The organism is uncultured Ruminobacter sp. (assembly GCA_902764345.1).
Taxonomy (GTDB): domain Bacteria; phylum Pseudomonadota; class Gammaproteobacteria; order Enterobacterales; family Succinivibrionaceae; genus Ruminobacter.
This window is the reverse complement of record CACWVT010000050.1, coordinates 1-14,912: the sequence shown is the minus strand read 5'-3', so window position 1 is coordinate 14,912 and position 14,912 is coordinate 1. Positions and strand designations below refer to the sequence as shown.

Here is a 14,912-nt window from a genome sequence, read left to right as displayed (position 1 = left end):
TGTATGCGGTAAATCCGTTTCTGTTTTTTCAACATCTACAGTTTACACGGTAAATCCACGTTTTGCATTCATTCGTGGAGGTCGTTTCATATTGTCTTTGTACTTGATTTTGCAAATGATCCGGAACTGATAAAACAGTCGTTTTCACGTTATTACAGAACCACAATCTTATCAAGTGAAACGGATCCAAATAAGTTATACGACCTTATAGCGCTCATGGTAAAACATGAGGTATATGCCGACAGCGAAGTAAAGATTTTGGTAAACAAATACCTGAATGGTGAAAAGCGTGAACATTTTGATTTTATCCTTGATTCGTGCGTGGCAAGGTACAATCAATTGGATACAGAATCTCAGGTTGAATTCAAGGGGGCTGCTAAATCCTTTTGCAGAACATATGGCTTTTTAGGTGCAATTCTTCCTTATGGCAATGCTGACTGGGAACGTCTTTCAATTTTTCTGAACTTCCTTGTACCTAAACTGCCATCTCCTTCCAGTGATGATTTCACCAAGGGAATTTTAGAAACAATAGATTTGGAAAGCTACCGTAATGAAGCTAAAGCCACAATGTCCATAATTCTTGAAGATAAGAATACAGAGGTTGATCCCGTACCAACCGGAGGTGGTGGTCGCATCGTTAATCCTGAACTGGATTCGCTTTCCTCTATCATCGCTCAGTTTAATGATATTTTCGGAAATATTGAATGGAACGACGCTGATAATGTTCTCCGGCAAATTCAGGAGATTCCGGGAATGGTGTCTAAAGATGAAAAGTATAGGAACGCCATGAAGAATTCTGATGAGCAAAATGCAAGGATGGAGAGCGAACGAGCTTTACAGAATGTCATTCTTTCTATAATGAAAGATAATATGGAACTGTTCAAACAGTTCCAGGATAATCCTTCCTTTAAGAGCTGGCTCTCAAACATGGTGTTTAATCTGACCTACAATCACGAAGGGAAAATTTTCGAACCGAGCAGAACAAACTGACACACTATATATTGTGGTGTTTCGCATGGTATCGTTACATATATTTAAACACCAAGCAAACACCATTCTTTTGCAGAAGTGCCGTAAATCCGCGGTTTACGGGGCATATAAGTTTTCCTTCTCGATGAACCGGAAAATGCCGGAAAATAATATCCGGCTGTTTTCCGGGGGGAAAAGGTTACTGTTTCTTTTTATTGGTATCCGTATCCTTAAATGAAGTGATCGTTTTCAGATCATGAGGAATAACCGGAATTATTTCGTGTTTCTTAAGATACTGTCTTACCAGATTGGCATCGCTCCCGTACTTTCTGAGAACCTCTTTTCCCTTTAGTTTTTTGAAGCCGTCCTTGCCCTTAAGCACGTAGTCTGTGGTGAGAATTCGGTACTTCCCGTCTTCTACGACAGGAGCGGCCTTGCCGTCATCGCCGACGATCATAACGTCTGATACAACCGGTGTTGCGGTGTTGTTGATGGCATAGCTGAAGCCGTAGCCGCAGGGAATACCTCCGTCTCTGGACGTGATGTCATCGTTGACGTAGGATACGACCTGATTCAGCACCTCGATGAGCTCGGTACCGGTGAGTTCAATTTCCACAATCTCATTGTTAAACGGAGTTATGGCCATAAGCTCAAGATCGGTAAAGTCCCCCTGTTCCAGATCGACTCTGTACATTCCTGAATTGCCCAGATAAACTGACGCTCCTGTTCCGTCAAGATACATTCTTCCGAAGGCCTTGCAGGTTTCTGAACCGTATGGATTAGGTGTGTCCTTGATGAGACAGTTATCGGTAGGGTAGCGGGTGGTGCACAAATCCTGTGTGGCTCTGCCCAGATATTTGAAATTCTCCCTGATTTTGTTTCTGTACGGTTCCAGGGCTTTGGTCATTTCAGCGTTAGGTGAAGCTTCCACAAAAGGATTGTCTTCGGCACTGATAATTTCCTTTATTCTGGCAGCGGCAGCCTTCTGCGCTTCGGCGGTGACATTGTCACCCTTAAGGGTGGCGGTTGCCGACCACAGCGGCAGTATCGGTGAACCGGAACATTCGGTTACGTTGCCTTTTTCGTCAAATGTAACCTTCAGGTCACCGATAAGCTTGCCGTATTCGAATGCCTGAACCACGCATATCTTATTGCCAGATGCATTCTTTCTGGTCATTGGATATACGCATTCACCCTTGATGCCTCCGGCCCTGAAATCTCCGCACAGGCTGTGAGAGTCACCGCCTATAATGATGTCTATGTCATTGAATTTGGCAGAGTTGATTCGGTCATCCAGTATGCCCTGATGTGATATAAGCACATGAATGTCTGCCTTTGAGGCATTTTCCGCGGTCATGGCATTGATGAGAGGAACTGTATCCTTAAATGACATGTCCGGATCAGGAGATGAACTCTTTAGAATTTTGTTGGCAGTGGTAACGGCATAGAAAGCCACGTTGCGTCCGTTGATCTTTCTGATGACCTGCGGGATCCCGGTGTCTTTGACGGGACTGTCCTTTCCTACTGTAAGATCCGAATTTATCATAACGCTCTGCGGACTGAGTTTTTTCATGTAATCCATGTATTCGGTGATACCTTTGCCGCCGTGGTCGAATTCATGATTGCCGAGCATGTAGTAGTCGGTTCCGAATACGCCGTGAACAACGGCGTCAGCTTCACCGTGGAAATTGTCATAGTTTGAGGCATTGCCGGTTATCTGGTCACCTGCGGAAATCAGCAGTACGTCCGGATTACGTCTGCGGGTCTCCTCAATGATGCTTTTTAAGGCCTCCGGACCTCCGGCTTTAACCCTAACCAGACCTTCCGGTACCCTCAATGACATGGAAACAGGATCAATGTAGGAGTGCATGTCATTTACGTGAAGAAATTCCAGTGAATAGTTCCCGGAAGACTCTGTTTCTGCTGTCTTTGCCTGAATCACGTTTTCTGTCGGGGCTGTTGCGGCCTGTTCGGTTTTTACCGCCGCGGCTGTTGCCGGTTTTGCAGGTGTGGCCTTTGCTGAGGATTCAGCCGGGAGGTTGTCGCCGCAGGCTGATATCATAAGCGCCGCAGCCGGAATAAGTGCAAGTCTTGCTGTTGTGTTCATTTTCATCCTGTACATCCTGTATTTTTCGTTTATATGTCGTGATTATGCGATTTTAGCCGGAGACTGTCCTTTATCTCTCCGGCCGTATGCGGTATTCGTTGTTGTAGTCCTGGATAAGTCTTTTGGTGATTTCCTTTTCCGGTTTGCTGATGATGAACTTGGCATTACCGTAGTCTTCCTGTCTGCCCTGACTGAGAACAAGAATGTTATCGGCTATGTGTTTGATGAGCCCAATGTCGTTGAGGCAGATGACAAGGGCAGTTTCCTTTTCCTCCTGACAGTCCAGCAACATGTTCAGACAGTGAGAGCGCAGCTGCGCATCTAGTTTTTCAATGTTGGAGTCGACAAGCAGAATTTCCGGTTCCATAACCAGGGCTCTGGCAAATGCCAGTCTGAGCATCTGATTCGATGTCAGAAATCCCGGGTGACTGTATTTTATGCTTGATGACAGACCAACGTACTCAAGAATCCTGTCTATGCGGTAATCGCGCTGTACGGTGGAGTAGTCCGTATTGATTTTCAGTGGCTGCTCCAGAATGAAGTTTACCCTTTTGTGCGGGTTAATGGCGTTGTTGTAGTCTGAAGAGAGCAGACGGATGAAGCCGACTCTGTCTCTGCGTTCGTAGTCCTTCAGCGGTTTGCCGTATACCAGCACCTCACCGGTGTGTGGAATGTCCGGATTGTTCAGAATGTGCAGCAGGCTGGACTTGCCTGAACCAGCATCTCCGGTCAGTACCAGCGTTTGTCCCTTTTCCAGAGTAAAGTTGATATCCTTGAGAATCTCCACTTTTTTACGGAAAAATAGATATTTACGGTTTTTTATGGTGAGTCCGAGATTCTTAACCTGAAGCAGGGGAATATGTTTATTTTGATTCATTATCCTTCTCCATGTTAAGCGGATAGTAACACCTGAAGAACCCGTTTTTCGTTTTGACAATCGGCGGCATGGTATTGCATTCGCGATCGGCATGCGGACATCTAGGCCCCAGCGGACAGCCTATAGGTGTCTGCGTGAATTCCGGAGGATCGCCTTTGAGAACGTCCAGCTTCATTTTTAGCTTAACCTGCCTGTTGAATTCCGGTATGGCATTGATCATTGATTGGGTAAACGGGTGGTGCGGGCAGTTGATTACCTGTTCCTTCGGCCCGCTTTCAACAATCTGACCGCAGTAGAGCATCTTAATGGTATCCATTAGGTTGGAGGCCGGACCAAGGTCATTGGTGACGTACAGCATGGTGCCCTTGCTGTTTTCCACGTAGCTGTGGAACAGCTTAAGTATCTGAACCTGAGAGGTGCTTGTCATGCCGCTTATCGGGGAGTCGGCAATGAGAAGCTTCGGTTTTCTTGAGAGTGCCATGGCTATGATAATCTTCTGGCACAGAACCTCTGACAGCTGGTACGGCAGGGCTCTTAAGATCTGCTTGGTATTTTTTATGCCTACCTTGTGCAGAATGTTGTTTACTGCCCTGAACCTCCAAAACGGCCAGCGATACCATTTGTCGTCAAAGCAGTGACTTCCGAGTGAGGCTCTCATCTGTACGCCTATCGGAAGTTCCGGATCCAGACTTGCGCGAGCTTCCTGGAAAATGATTGCCACTTCACTGCTGAGGATTTTGCGGCGTTCGGCAACACTGAGATTTGTGAGATCCATGTCTCTGAACTTGAAGTAGTCCATGGTCACCTTCATGTCGTGACCGTACATACCCATGATGGCGTTGATGATGAGACTTTTGCCGGAACCTGAGCTTCCGACAAGACTGCATATTTCCCCGTCGTTAATCATCAGGTCAAAGTTTTTGCAGACCTGTATGTACGAGGTTTCACTTCTGAGCTGTATGGACAGATTTCTGATATCAAGCAGCATCGGCCACCCCCGTATTGAGTACGCGGCAGATTCCGTGTCCTACCAGCTGAATTGAGGCAATCAGCACTATCATGGCCACTCCGGGAATGATGGCTTTTGACGTACTGACGTAAATGATGTCGATACCTGAAGCCAGCATGTTGCCTAGTTCCGGAGTAGGGGGCTGCGCCCCGAATCCCAGATATCCCACTGCCGCAATGTCTATGATGGCAATGGATATGCCCTGTGACATGTTTGAGATTATGGTGCTGAGAATGTTCGGCAGAATGGTTGTGAAGGTGAGATGCAGACGTGATGAACCGTCTGATATTTCCGCTCTGACGTATTCTTTTTCCAGCTCCTTCTTTGCGGCACAGTAGCTCTCATGAATGAATCTCGGCAGCAGTGATACACCGATGGCAAGAGCTGCGTGCGGCAGACTTGCTCCCAGTATGCCGATGGTAATGAAGGCGATAAGTATTGAAGGAATGGAGAACAGTATGTCGAATATGTGGTGAAGTACTCCTTTGCGTGTCCTGCTGCGGGACATTGCGCTCATGAGGCCGAGCGAAGTTCCGATTATCAGGGATGAAAAGCAGGCAAGAAATGCGTATTTGGTGGTGTTCTGGGCGCCGATGAGAAGACGTGACAGGAAGTCTCTGCCGAACTCGTCCGTTCCCAGGAAGTGATGAAGATTACCCCTGTCACTCCAGGACGGAGGCAGCAGTCTTTCAGCCACATTCTGAGTCAGTGGATCAAAGTTCACCCATATCGGCAGAATGAAAATAACGCATATGCAGAGTATCAGCGTATAGAGACCAATCATGTCCGTGGTGCTCTTTTTGTAAATTTCCCACGCGATGTCCTTGTCGGACTGAATTTCACGTGCTTCTCTGTTTAAGTCAAACATGGCGTTTCCTGTTCTTGTCAGCCGTGGGTCAGGCGGGTTCGGTTAATTACCAGCGTACTCAGAATGTCCAGGGTAATGTTGAGAAGTAGGAAGCTGGTTCCCAGTACAAATGTTGTGGTTTCTATGATTCTGCCGTCAGAATTGTTTATGCTCTGGGTAATCCATAATCCGGTGCCCGGCCAGTCAAATATTACTTCTACCAGAATGCAGCTTGAATAAAGGTTACATATGATGATGTTAAGCTTCTGGACAATGTCCGGAAGAATGTTTCTGAGAACATGGTGTACACCTATGTCAAAACGGCTTTCTCCGCGGCAGTATGCCGCCTTTATGAAGTAGTTCTGCGTAAGGTTGATTGTGGAACGGCGGGTAATGCGGGCAAAAGTGGCGCACGGTACAAGACTGAGACTTATAAGAGGCAGGGCAAGGTGCTTCAGCATGTCGATTATTATTTCATTGTTGCCCTGAATGAATACGTCTATGACCAGAAAGCCGCTGTATCTCGGAACATCATACAGCATGGAGATGTTTCCCGTGGTAGGAAAGATCTTGATGTATATGCAGAACAGCAGAATGAATATCTGGGCACTCCAGTATACCGGTACGGAGCTGCCGAGAAGACAGAAACCGTAAACGAATTTGTCAACGACACTGTGATGATTCAGACCGCCGACTATGCCCAGAAAGATGCCGACGCAGAATGATACTGCAAGTGACAGCAGCAGAAGCTCGATTGTCGGCGGGAAAAACAGCTTCATTTCCTCAATGATCGGCATGCCGCTTTCGGTACTGTTGCCGAAGTTGAGGGTTACCAGATTGCCTGCATAGTGGATGTATTCCGGAACGATTTTGTTAATCTCGACGTCACCGAGTCTTATGTGAGCCCAGAACAGTATGAGTGTCAGAATGAAAAGTGTTATGAAGAACAGTTCGAGCTTCTTGATGAGGAAATCTATCATTTTTTATCCCCCTCATGCTTTATGCGTGCGTTTATGAAAGATACGCCGCCGTAAGGGGTTGGCTCAAGACCTTCCACGTATTCCATGGCCACGAAGAGGTTAAGGTTGTATATGAGCGGGTAGACCGGCATTTCGTTTACCAGAATGTTCATGATGTATTTCTGCAGACGGATTGCGTCAGGATCGTTCTTGTCGAGATATGACAGATCCTCATACATGTTTTCCACGGTATCGTTGCACCATCCGGTATAGTTTCCGGTATAGCTGATGTTGGAACTGAGTGATGAGCGTCTGCGGTTGTTCTGTCTGCAGGAAATCATCTGATAGATGAGACTTTCTGAGTCGGAGTACACGTTCACGATGGCAAGATCGAACAGTCCCTTCTTGATGCGGTTCTGTCCCTGATTTGTACGGTACGTCTTTATTCTGGCCCTGAGCCCCTTCTTCTCAAAATTTGATTTTAGGAACTGCGCTATCTTGGAGTGTGCGGTGTTGGATATCACGTTTGACTGGAAGATGGTGATTTCAAGCTCCTGCTGTTTAAGCGTTTCGTAGGCCTCAATGTATTCCTGTCTGCTAAGCTCATGGGCAAAAAGATCGTGGCCGGGTTCCGGCAGGTCTTTTTTCGGAATGGCGTAGTCAGGAATGTCCTCGTTAAACATGTTGACGAACTTGTCTGATTTCTCGTATGTCAGCGGTTTGACGTCTGCTTCTCTGAGAAGTTCGCGTTCAACGTCCTTTTCCGATGTGGTTCGGTCGGAGGCTGAGGCATTGCCTTTCTGAATCTTTAGAAAGTTTGACGGGTCCTCATCGAAAAGCTCAACGATGTAGTGTCCCTGATCAAAGAACACGGATCTGTTAAGATCTTCAAGACTGAACATTGAAGACAGTGTTCGTCTCAGGGCTCCGGTACTGAGGTAAGGTTTTTTGGTATTGTAGATGATGAAAGTACCGTTCAGTGTGTTCTTTCTGATGAGATTGAAGTCCTTTGGAACCTTCTGCAGAAAACTCATCTGGCTGGCCGTCGGATTACTGATGATATGACACTCACCGGTAAACATTTTGTAGAGAAGCTTGTTTGCACGGTATGAGTTGGTAAGAATCAGATTGCGTATTTCCGGCCTGTGTCCGTGATATTCAGGAAATCTTTTGAGTTTTACGTATCGTCCGCGGAGAAAATTGTACTGGGTGTAAGGGCCGGTGCCTATGGCATAGTGATCGATTGTTTCCTTTGGCAGGTTCTTCTTAAGGATGGTGTCTGCATATTCCTTACTGAGAATCACCGAATTGTCGGTGGCTAGAAATGACTGCAGAAGATTGGTTGGCTGCTTCAGCCTGAATTCTACCTTGTATGGTCCCACGGCTCTGACGCTTATCAGGTTGTTCACGATATCCATGTGGGATATGTATGGAAAATCCTCGAGAGGCCTGTAGAAGGGATTATCTTTGTTGATTATGCGGTCAAAGCTGAAAACCACGTCCTCTGCGTTCAGTTTTCTTGTCGGGGTGAAGAACTCGTTACTGTGGAAGGATATGTTTTTCGCAATGTCGAACACGTATATGGTGTCGTTGTGGTAGATTCTTTCGAGTGTACCCACTGCGCTTCTGGTGGCCTTGGTCTGAGGATCGATGCTTAAAAGTCTGTCATAGACCGCAAACGAGATTGAGGAGGCCATTGATGAAATCGGGTGACGCTGCGGATTCATGTGGGAGATGTTTCTCTCTGAGCAGTATATCAGACTGTCCCGGTTTATTCCCTCAGAGGCGGAGGCTTCGGCTCCGGCCAGCAGGGACATGCCGAGCAGTACCAGCAATGGCAGAAAAACAAAAATTCTCATGAAAAGCAACAATCCGTATAAAAAAGTAATATATGTCGTTTTTGGAACACACTTTTAACTATCACATTTTATCAAAAAATATGTCATGCCCTCAATTTGAGGACTGTTTAATTGCATAAATTTAGACATCTGAGCAGGTTTGCGAATGCTGAAACCTTTTGTTATGGTCTGTTTTGCGTGTTTTATTGTATGATGGAACGGTTCATGGAACGTATTACGGACCTCAGAACATTGAAGCAGAGGAAATAATTTTCAGAATCATATCACTGGAGAGGGGAATTATGGCAAAAACTGGGGCAACCGGCATTACAAGGATCATTAAGGCCGGAAAGTACAGCATGCAGGGGCTTAGGGCGGCTTTTGTAAACGAGGCGGCTTTCAGGCAGGAAAGCATTCTGGCCGTAATCATGATTGTGGCTGCGGTTTTTCTGTCTCGTGATGTGAACGGTTTTAATCCGTTATGCTTTACTGCTCTTATCAGCGGACCTTTTCTTGTAATGACCGCAGAAATCATAAATTCCGCACTTGAGGCAGTTGTGGATCGCATTGGTGATGAGTACCATGAGCTGTCCGGAAGGGCAAAGGACATGGGGTCAGCCGCAGTATTCATTGCACTCACATATACCGTTATTACCTGGATGCTCATCATCCTTCATGTCTGCACGGATCTTTTTTGATGAGAGATGAAAGTACTCGGGAAAAGAGTGTCCGGGATGCGAAGCCCTCAGATGACGGGAGTGATATTGAAAAGATTCCGGAAGTCATAAAGCTTCGCAACAGGCAAAAGAGTGCCAGACTCGGAAAGGTGTTTCTGTTTATTCTGGCACTGAGACCGATAATAACCGGTTTTCTGACAGACAGGGAGTTTAAGAGCTATCTCCTTAGTTTTGACTACAGCGCTGAGGATATTGCCGATACCATTATGCCTCTCTGTTTTCTTTTATGCTGGCTGGTTTTCAGAAATTACCGCATAGGCTATGTTGCTGCATTCGCCATTTTCGTGAGCGTCATTCTGCAGCTTTATCAGAATCCGTGGATGCTGAGCATCAATCCGATAATAAACGGTTACTTTATCTGTATTGCAGTGGTTGCTTACGGCGCACACAGTCAGGGAGTCGTGGAGCGGATGAAGGTCATTTTCAGGGGACTGGTGTGAAAAAACATGCTCCTGTCTGCCGCAATGACGGAAGAGAATGTATATCATTGAATCTTTGAATCTGCATGGTACGTGAAGTGCGGTTTATCAAATGTGTCGTATGAATAATTACGTGGAAAGTTAATCATGAATCTGAAATCACGAATGTCCTCGTTTTACTCCGGAATTAAGGAAAACAGGACTGAGTATGCGGAAGAATATAATCACGATTTGCCATTGCCGGATCTTTATTCCTATACCGGAATGGTAAAAACATTTGACAGAGAACGTGGAATTTGTCTTATCGAGGAAATCTCCGATGTCAAAAAAGCAGTGAGAACGGGGAAAGTATGGAGTATTTCGGCCGGGGAGCTTGGCGGATTTTCTCCGAATCGTGGCGATTTTGTTTATTTTATGAAAAACGGAGAATCCATTCATGGGGTTCTTCCCATGAATCTTCGTGAGCTTCTGAAGTCTCCGTGTCCGGAATGCGGCAGGAGAGATTATGTTCCCGGAAAAGATGCATTATGTCCGCACTGCGGTTACAGGTTTGACTCTGAAATCCGTGAGCGTGGAATAATTGAGCATGGCAGGGATGACGATTCCGCCTACAACTGTCTCGCCGGTACGTTAGCTGACAGATTTTGTCCCGTCTGCGGAAGAAAAGCCTGGAGACGCGGTTATCGTCAAAGTTTATACTGCCGGTACTGCGGCTACACATATAAATCCAACCTGATGTATTACGTATTCATTTTTCTTTTTATCTGCGTCGGTATTTATTTCTCTTTAAGGTTTGGCTGAGTGCCGTTGTAACAGAACGCTGTCTTGATTTTGTCATTGTCACGCATATTTGCCGGATGTTATTTAACTGTCATGATTCATCGATCCGTGGCAGGTGCCATGAAAACGTTGAATACGTTTCGGACATCGACTTTCCACGACATTTCGAGTTCCTCCGGGGCAGTAATTTGTATGCAGTGAACACACGTCTAACCGTCGCAAATACATTAATGTGATAATTCTCGAAAAATTGGCTGTTAATTGATCGGTTTTTTCATGATAATTTCCCTGTTTATTGAATAATACGATCAATAAAAAAGATGTGAATAATCGCATCGTCAGCAGTTGAATTTTATTCAGAACGATGCCATGTATTAATTGTGGAGCCGGCAGTTGCCTGCCGTGACGTTTTGTTATTGCATTTCAGAGGATGTTAAGGAGTCCGACAATGGAATTCAGTCAGTTTTTTGAATGGCCGTACATCATTTATTCTTTGATGATATTCACCGGATTTCTGATTTTTGCCATTCAGGCTTTTATTTCTTTTATCGGTGTAGGAATTGAAACTGATGGTGACGGACTGAGTGATCTCGGTTCATCAGATTTTTCGGTCAGATTTATTTCTCTCATGACCGTTGCATCCTTTGCTATGGTCGGCGGTACTTTCGGTCTTTATGCCAATATCAAAAGCGATAGTTTAATCCTTGGTATTCTTGTTACCCTGATCGTCGGTTCTGGAATGGCTTATCTTGTTTACAAGATTAAGTCCACTCTGTATAAACTGCAGAGTAACGGTATTGTCAAGATCTCCAATGCTGTGGGCAAGACCGCCAAGATTTATATCACAATAAAGCCCGGTCAGGCCGGACAGATCGAGGTCGGCGTTCAGGGCAGACGCAAGTATCTTGATGCAGTAGCGATAGACAGTTCCGCTGAATATGCTACCGGTACTCTGGTCAAGGTCGTTGACGTAAAGGATGGAGGCATCCTTGTCGTGGAAAAGGCTGATTAAACCTCATGAAGGGATGAGAGTCTCTTTTTATGAAGAGACTCTCCCGAACGTCGCATTTGTCTGATTGTTCATGATGTATTTTTTCTATCTGTTTTAAGGAATGTTCAGATGCATGTTTCGTACATTCAGGAGAGTTGTTGTCTGAATGTTTGACGGGGGAAATCCGTGGACGCTGTAGTTTGGCTTGTTGCCGTTCTTTTAACTGCGGTTTTTTTGGTTGTGCTGTTTTTGGTCTGTTGTCCCAGATGTCCGGAGAACAGAGTCCTTGTAATTAGTGGATTGTTTGCCTCATTCGGTAAACACAGCTGCAGATGTGTCACGGAGGGCAGGGCTTTCGTGTTTCCTCTGTTTCAGACATGTGAGCAGATGCCCCTTGGCCCCGTAAGAGATTCCGTCCCTCTTATCTGTAATACTTCTGACGATGTCAGGGTAAAAACAGAGGTTGGATTCGTTTACGGTGTTTCTTCAGAAGAGGAGCTTATGTACAAGGCTGCTGAAATTGCCGTTATGACTAACGATGACGGGCACGTTGACAGCGTTGTGCACATGGCTCTTTCCGGAAGTCTGCGTCAGGCAGTTGCCTCAATGACTTCGGATGAGTTAACGGGGGATATCTCTAAAGTTAAGCAGATAATACATGCAGAGGTGGAAAAGAATCTGAATATTTTCGGGCTGTCACTGAGCGGGCTGGACATCGTAAAACTTGAGGTTGGTGAATTGGGAGTTGACGATAAGACTGCCGATTTCAGAAAACTGGATCTTCAGCGGAAACGGGATCTGCTGGCGGACTCCATAAAAAACATGGAGTTTCGGGAAAGTCGCAGGGCGATGAGACAGCTTCTTGAGCTGGAGGATGAACTTAACAGACTTTAATCAGTCTGAGTATTCCGTAAGTCTGACTGTGCTGTCTCTTGGGATTGGACTTCTGGCAGCGGTAGGGAGCGGATGCGTGTGCGTGTAATGTTTTTTATTGGTGACTGATAGCTATGTGGATAATCATTGCTTACGTAGTTATACCGCTCATTGCTGGTGTAATTGGTTTTAAATGCTATCGAAAGTGTCCTGCAGACAAGATTATGGTTGTTTTCGGCGGGACTCCGTTTGGTAAAGGTTTTTCTTCCAGATGCATTCATGGTGGTGGTACTTTTGTATGGCCTCTGATTCAGAAGTTTGCCTTTCTGGATCTGAATCCAATGACGCTGAATGTTCCGTTAAAAGATGCTCTGACCGGTAAAAATGAGTATGTCGATGCGGAAGCTGAATTTGTTATCCGTATATCGTCAGATGAAGATGGCATGCGGAACGCTGCAGACTGCCTGCTGGATATGTCCCGGGGCGAAATAGAGAAAATGGCGGCTAAGGTCATTATCGGTATGTTCCGGCTTGCGCTTGCATCGGCTACTGTCGAAGAGGTAATGCGTAACAGGATGCAAATGGAGTTCAGAATTCTTTCCATGACCAGACCGGAGCTTGAAAAGATTGGAATTAATCTCACGAGAGTAACACTCAATGAATATTCCGTTTCAAGCAGTGAAAACGGTGAAGCGGCGGTGACGGTTGAGAATAACGTTTGATCAGTGGCTTTACTGAGGTATTACGTAAAGATGCTGAAGGAGGAACGTGCGGTGTTATGCGTGTTCCGGAATGTGCAGGCAGGAATACGCAGTCTGAGCTGACAGTTGGATTGTTTTTTAAGTTTTTCTGTGTTTTCCCTGATAGCGGGATAAACACATATGTGTGTAATGTTTATTATTAGAGGAATAAATCAATGGGTGTAATGTTTGCTGGTATAGCAGCAGGTGTAGTTATACTGTTCATGCTGATAGCATTTGTTGTTAACAGATATCGTAAGTGTCCGTCAGACAAGATTCTTGTTGTGTTCGGTAAAACTTCGTTTGGCGGTGGTAATTCTTCCAAGTGTTTCCACGGCGGTGGTACTTTCGTATGGCCTCTGATCCAGGATTACGCATATATGAGTCTTACCCCGATGACCATCAACATTCCGTTAACCGGTGCTCTGTCTCTTCAGAACATTCGTATCAACGTTCCTTCAAGCTTTACCATTCAGATCTCTCCTGAAGAGGATATAGTTGGTAATGCTGCAGACTGTCTGTTAAACCAGGATGTTGATCAGATTGAAGATCTTGCCAGAAACATCATTACCGGTCAGCTGCGTCTTACCGTAGCTTCATTAACCATTGAGAAGATTAACAGTGACCGTGAGGAATTCCAGTCAAAGATTCGCATGAACGTTGAACCGGAACTCAATAAGGTTGGTCTGAAGCTTATTAATGTTAATATCACCGATATATCCGATGATTCAGGGTATATTGAAAGTATCGGTAAGAAGGCAGCTTCCGAAGCTCTGAACACTGCAAAGGTTCAGGTGGCCGTTCAGGAAAAGATCGGTTCCATCGGTGAATCTGAAGCCAGAAAGGATAAGGATATTCAGGTTGCCAACAACGATGCTTCCGCACAGAAGGGTATCAAGAAGGCTGAAGCTGAAAAGCGCTGCTACGTGGCTGATCAGGAAGCTCAGGCAATTCAGGGTGAAAACTCAGCCAAGCAGACCGTGGCTCTTTCCAATGCCGAACTGAAGGTTATCGAAGCCGAAGCCTTCCGTAAGGCGGAAGTTGCAAAGCGTGAAGCCGAAGTTGAAATTCAGAAGGCTCAGTACGCCGCAGAAAAGCAGCGTTTGAATGCTGCAGAAGTTGCTAAGCAGGAAATTGACAAGCAGAAGATCATCATCGATGCAGAAGCTGCCGCAGAAAAGGCAAGACAGATTGCACAGGGTGACGCAGACGCAATACTCTTCAAGTATAAGGCTGAAGCAGAAGGTCAGAGAGCACTGCTTGAGGCTAAGGCTGAAGGTTATAAGAGACTGGTACAGAGTGCCGGTGATGACGTAAGCGCTGCTTCAACACTCCTCATGATCGAAAAACTCCAGGATATCGTAACCCTCCAGACCGAGGCTATCCGCAACATCAAGATTGATAAGGTTACCGTATGGGATCGCGGCAACGGAGAAGGTGACGGTAAGACCTCTACTGCAGATTTCCTGTCAGGAATGGTTAAGAGTCTTCCTCCGCTCCATGACGTTGCTCAGATGGCCGGTCTCAAGCTTCCTGCGTACCTCGGTTCAGTGGGGTCAAAGGACGATCCTGCTCCTGCAGCACCTAAGCCACCAAAGGCTCCTAAGGCTGAATAATAATCTTTTACAGTGATTTGAAAAACAGGAAGGCGTACCGTTACGGTGCGCCCCAAATTTTGCGAGTTTTAACCGATCTAGTATAAAAATTAGTTTTATCAAAATCCCTCGAGAGAGGGATTTTTCAATTTCTAGAGTTTTTCGTAGTCG

14 protein-coding genes are annotated in these 14,912 nt (G+C 45.7%); 8 read left to right on the top strand and 6 right to left on the bottom strand.

Features of this window, described 5'->3' with window-relative positions:
- The first annotated feature begins 216 nt into the window (after positions 1-216).
- Entirely contained in the window at positions 217-990 is a 774-nt protein-coding gene (locus QZU58_RS08460) for a hypothetical protein (RefSeq protein ID WP_294496024.1), read from the top strand.
- Positions 991-1,168: 178 nt separating this feature from the next.
- Here the strand turns inward: QZU58_RS08460 and QZU58_RS08455 are convergent, their stop codons facing one another.
- The 6 genes from QZU58_RS08455 to QZU58_RS08430 all read right to left on the bottom strand — a co-directional run bounded on the left by QZU58_RS08455 (position 1,169) and on the right by QZU58_RS08430 (position 8,627).
- Positions 1,169-3,076: a 5'-nucleotidase C-terminal domain-containing protein gene (locus tag QZU58_RS08455; RefSeq protein ID WP_294496023.1), complete on the bottom strand. Its 1,908-nt coding sequence runs from the start codon at positions 3,074-3,076 to the stop codon at positions 1,169-1,171.
- A 70-nt stretch (positions 3,077-3,146) separates the two neighbouring features.
- Entirely contained in the window at positions 3,147-3,953 is an 807-nt protein-coding gene (locus QZU58_RS08450; protein ID WP_294462029.1) for an ATP-binding cassette domain-containing protein, read from the bottom strand.
- Complete coding sequence (locus QZU58_RS08445) at positions 3,940-4,941, bottom strand: oligopeptide/dipeptide ABC transporter ATP-binding protein (protein ID WP_294462032.1); 1,002 nt, start codon at positions 4,939-4,941, stop codon at positions 3,940-3,942. Before QZU58_RS08445 ends, QZU58_RS08450 begins: the two co-directional genes overlap by 14 nt.
- Positions 4,931-5,830 carry an ABC transporter permease subunit gene (locus tag QZU58_RS08440; RefSeq protein ID WP_294496022.1) on the bottom strand — a complete coding sequence of 300 codons (900 nt, stop codon included), beginning with the start codon at positions 5,828-5,830 and terminating at the stop codon, positions 4,931-4,933. Before QZU58_RS08440 ends, QZU58_RS08445 begins: the two co-directional genes overlap by 11 nt.
- Positions 5,831-5,847: 17 nt before the next feature.
- Positions 5,848-6,789: an ABC transporter permease subunit gene (locus QZU58_RS08435; protein WP_294496021.1), complete on the bottom strand. Its 942-nt coding sequence runs from the start codon at positions 6,787-6,789 to the stop codon at positions 5,848-5,850.
- Positions 6,786-8,627 carry an ABC transporter substrate-binding protein gene (locus tag QZU58_RS08430; protein ID WP_294462040.1) on the bottom strand — a complete coding sequence of 614 codons (1,842 nt, stop codon included), beginning with the start codon at positions 8,625-8,627 and terminating at the stop codon, positions 6,786-6,788. Before QZU58_RS08430 ends, QZU58_RS08435 begins: the two co-directional genes overlap by 4 nt.
- Before the next feature lie 281 nt (positions 8,628-8,908).
- Between QZU58_RS08430 and QZU58_RS08425 the strand changes: the two genes are divergently transcribed.
- From QZU58_RS08425 to QZU58_RS08395, 7 genes are all read left to right on the top strand, one after another.
- Complete coding sequence (locus QZU58_RS08425) at positions 8,909-9,304, top strand: diacylglycerol kinase (protein ID WP_294496020.1); 396 nt, start codon at positions 8,909-8,911, stop codon at positions 9,302-9,304.
- Complete coding sequence (locus QZU58_RS08420) at positions 9,304-9,783, top strand: hypothetical protein (RefSeq protein WP_294496019.1); 480 nt, start codon at positions 9,304-9,306, stop codon at positions 9,781-9,783. Before QZU58_RS08425 ends, QZU58_RS08420 begins: the two co-directional genes overlap by 1 nt.
- A 126-nt stretch (positions 9,784-9,909) precedes the next feature.
- The gene (locus tag QZU58_RS08415) at positions 9,910-10,563 is read left to right on the top strand and encodes a hypothetical protein (RefSeq protein ID WP_294496018.1); all 654 of its coding nucleotides are present in this window, start codon (positions 9,910-9,912) and stop codon (positions 10,561-10,563) included.
- 427 nt (positions 10,564-10,990) lie between these two features.
- Complete coding sequence (locus tag QZU58_RS08410; RefSeq protein WP_294462047.1) at positions 10,991-11,554, top strand: hypothetical protein; 564 nt, start codon at positions 10,991-10,993, stop codon at positions 11,552-11,554.
- Between the two features lie 165 nt (positions 11,555-11,719).
- Positions 11,720-12,427, top strand: a complete 708-nt coding sequence (locus tag QZU58_RS08405; protein WP_294462049.1) for an SPFH domain-containing protein — start codon at positions 11,720-11,722, stop codon at positions 12,425-12,427.
- 113 nt (positions 12,428-12,540) lie between these two features.
- The gene (locus tag QZU58_RS08400) at positions 12,541-13,128 is read left to right on the top strand and encodes an SPFH domain-containing protein (RefSeq protein WP_294496017.1); all 588 of its coding nucleotides are present in this window, start codon (positions 12,541-12,543) and stop codon (positions 13,126-13,128) included.
- A gap of 194 nt (positions 13,129-13,322) precedes the next feature.
- The gene (locus QZU58_RS08395) at positions 13,323-14,762 is read left to right on the top strand and encodes a flotillin family protein (RefSeq protein ID WP_294496016.1); all 1,440 of its coding nucleotides are present in this window, start codon (positions 13,323-13,325) and stop codon (positions 14,760-14,762) included.
- The last annotated feature ends 150 nt before the right edge of the window (positions 14,763-14,912 follow it).

What these genes read in the sequence shown, in the direction of transcription:
- QZU58_RS08420 (WP_294496019.1), top strand. Translation starts at nt 9,304, where the DNA reads ATGAGAGATGAAAGTACTCGGGAAAAGAGTGTCCGGGATGCGAAGCCC.
- QZU58_RS08395 (WP_294496016.1), top strand. Translation starts at nt 13,323, where the DNA reads ATGGGTGTAATGTTTGCTGGTATAGCAGCAGGTGTAGTTATACTGTTC.
- QZU58_RS08445 (WP_294462032.1), bottom strand. Translation starts at nt 4,941, where the DNA reads ATGCTGCTTGATATCAGAAATCTGTCCATACAGCTCAGAAGTGAAACC.
- QZU58_RS08455 (WP_294496023.1), bottom strand. Translation starts at nt 3,076, where the DNA reads ATGAACACAACAGCAAGACTTGCACTTATTCCGGCTGCGGCGCTTATG.
- QZU58_RS08425 (WP_294496020.1), top strand. Translation starts at nt 8,909, where the DNA reads ATGGCAAAAACTGGGGCAACCGGCATTACAAGGATCATTAAGGCCGGA.
- QZU58_RS08435 (WP_294496021.1), bottom strand. Translation starts at nt 6,789, where the DNA reads ATGATAGATTTCCTCATCAAGAAGCTCGAACTGTTCTTCATAACACTT.
- QZU58_RS08450 (WP_294462029.1), bottom strand. Translation starts at nt 3,953, where the DNA reads ATGAATCAAAATAAACATATTCCCCTGCTTCAGGTTAAGAATCTCGGA.
- QZU58_RS08440 (WP_294496022.1), bottom strand. Translation starts at nt 5,830, where the DNA reads ATGTTTGACTTAAACAGAGAAGCACGTGAAATTCAGTCCGACAAGGAC.
- QZU58_RS08415 (WP_294496018.1), top strand. Translation starts at nt 9,910, where the DNA reads ATGAATCTGAAATCACGAATGTCCTCGTTTTACTCCGGAATTAAGGAA.
- QZU58_RS08430 (WP_294462040.1), bottom strand. Translation starts at nt 8,627, where the DNA reads ATGAGAATTTTTGTTTTTCTGCCATTGCTGGTACTGCTCGGCATGTCC.
- QZU58_RS08460 (WP_294496024.1), top strand. Translation starts at nt 217, where the DNA reads ATGGTAAAACATGAGGTATATGCCGACAGCGAAGTAAAGATTTTGGTA.
- QZU58_RS08410 (WP_294462047.1), top strand. Translation starts at nt 10,991, where the DNA reads ATGGAATTCAGTCAGTTTTTTGAATGGCCGTACATCATTTATTCTTTG.
- QZU58_RS08400 (WP_294496017.1), top strand. Translation starts at nt 12,541, where the DNA reads ATGTGGATAATCATTGCTTACGTAGTTATACCGCTCATTGCTGGTGTA.